Source organism: Kitasatospora sp. NPDC023120 (genome assembly GCF_055560835.1).
Map to the genome: position 1 here is coordinate 1 of NZ_JBVHHY010000099.1, position 2,303 is coordinate 2,303.

General features: G+C 71.1%; 2 protein-coding genes. Both read left to right on the forward strand.

The genetic code is table 11. The features are described from left to right. A partial coding sequence (locus tag ACZ3TI_RS40855; RefSeq protein WP_465735648.1) for an acyl carrier protein occupies nt 1–674 on the forward strand: 674 nt, incomplete at its 5' end. Between the two features lie 22 nt (nt 675–696). Next, nucleotides 697–2,303: type I polyketide synthase (locus ACZ3TI_RS40860; RefSeq protein ID WP_465735650.1), on the forward strand; the 1,607-nt coding region annotated here is incomplete at its 3' end.

The following is a 2,303-nucleotide window of genomic DNA, read 5'->3' on the forward strand; positions in this document are numbered from 1 at the left end:
TGGCCCTCCTCGACCAGGCCCTCACCTACACCACCCACGACGGGCTCCTCCTGCCCATCGGCCTCAACCTCCCCGCCCTCCGAACCCTCGCCGACTCCGGTCGCCTGCCGGTCCTGCTGAGCCGGCTGGTCCGCGCCCGGGCCCGTCGTGCGGCGGAGGGGACGTCGAACGCCGCCCCGCGTGAGCTGCTGGCGGGTATGGGCCAGGCCGAGGCCGAGCAGTACCTGCTCCGGCTCGTCCGTGGTGAGGTCGCCGCGGTCCTCGGGCACGCGACGGTGGAGGCCGTCGGGCCGGAGCGGTCCTTCGTCGACCTGGGTTTCGATTCCCTCACCGCGGTGGAGCTGCGCAACCGCCTTAACGCCGTGACTGGGCTGCACCTTCCCGCCACGCTCGTCTTCGACTACCCGAACGCCACCGTGCTGGCCGAGCAGATCCGGAACGAGATCCGTCCGGAGGACGCCGTGACGGCGGAGGGCGCGGAGGAGAAGGCCTTCCGGGAGGCGCTCTCCTCCATCCCGATGTCCCGGTTCCGCGAGGCCGGTCTGCTGGACCTGGTGCTTGATCTCGTCGATCCGGCCCGCCGGGGCGACAGCGCCGCGGAGGCGGAGGCGTCCATCGACGAGATGGATGTCGACAACCTGATCCGCATGGCGCTCGACGGCAACGACTCCTGACTCACCTCGTACTTCGGAGCACATCATGGCAACGCCCAACGACAAGATCGTCGAAGCACTTCGCGCCTCCCTCAAGGAAACCGAGCGGCTCCGGCAGCAGAACAACGCCCTGCGCTCCGCCTCCAGCGAGCCGATCGCGATCGTGGGGATCGGGTGCGGCTTCCCCGGCGGTGTGTCGTCGCCGGAGGGTCTGTGGGAGCTGGTCCTGTCCGGTGGGGACGCCATCTCTGACTTCCCGACGGACCGGGGCTGGGACGTCGACGCCCTCTACGACCCGGATCCGGACCGTCCCGGGAAGACCTACGGCTGCCGTGGTGGATTCCTGGACACGGCCGCCGAGTTCGACGCCGGCCTGTTCGGCATTTCGCCGCGTGAGGCGCTGGCGATGGATCCGCAGCAGCGGCTGCTGCTGGAGACATCGTGGGAGGCGTTCGAGCGGGCGGGGATCGATCCGGGGTCTCTTCGGGGGAGCCGGACCGGGGTGTTCGCGGGTGTGATGTACCACGATTACGCGTCGCGGTTGCGTGAGGTGCCGGGGCATCTTGAGGGTTTGATGGGGACGGGCAATGCGACGAGTGTGATCGCGGGTCGTCTGTCTTACACCTTCGGGCTGGAGGGTCCGGCGGTGAGTGTGGACACGGCGTGTTCGTCCTCGCTGGTGGCCCTGCACCTGGCGGTGCAGGCGCTGCGGTCGGGCGAGTGCGACATGGCGCTCGCCGGCGGCGTGACCGTCATGGCCACCCCGGCTGCTTTCGTCAACTTCTCCCGGCAGCGGGGTCTTGCTGCGGACGGCCGGTGCAAGGCGTTCGGCGCGGGTGCCGACGGCACTGGCTGGTCCGAGGGTGTGGGCATGCTGCTGGTGGAGCGGCTGTCGGACGCCCGGCGGCTGGGGCATCCGGTGCTGGCAGTGGTGCGCGGCAGCGCGGTGAACCAGGACGGTGCGTCGAACGGTCTGACGGCGCCGAACGGTCCGGCGCAGCAGCGGGTGATCCGGCAGGCGCTGGCCTCGGCCGGGCTGGAGGCCGGCCAGGTGGACGCGGTGGAGGCTCACGGGACGGGAACCTCCCTGGGCGACCCGATCGAGGCGCAGGCTCTGCTGGCAACGTACGGGCAGGGCCGAACCGCCGAACAGCCGCTGTGGCTCGGCTCGTTGAAGTCGAACATCGGCCACTCCCAGGCCGCCGCCGGTGTCGGCGGCGTGATCAAGATGGTGATGGCGATGCAGGCCGGCGTGCTGCCGCGCACCCTGCATGTCGACGAGCCGTCCCCGCACATCGACTGGTCCTCCGGAACGGTACGGCTCCTCGCCGACCAGCGGGAGTGGCCGGAGACCGGGCAGCCGCGCCGCGCGGCCGTCTCCTCGTTCGGGTTCAGCGGCACCAACGCTCACGTCATCATCGAGCAGGCCCCTGCGGCGGCAGAGGCGGACCAGGCTTCTGGGCCCCGGGACGGTCTCCTGCCCTGGGTGGTGTCGGCCGCGTCCGCGCAGGGGCTGACGGCGCAGGCCGAGCGGCTGCGGTCGTTCGTCGCGGAGCGTCCGGAGCTGGAGCCGGTGGATGTGGCGTTCTCGCTGGCGACGACGCGTGGTGCGCTGGAGCACCGGGCTGTCGTCGTCGGCTCGGACCGTGA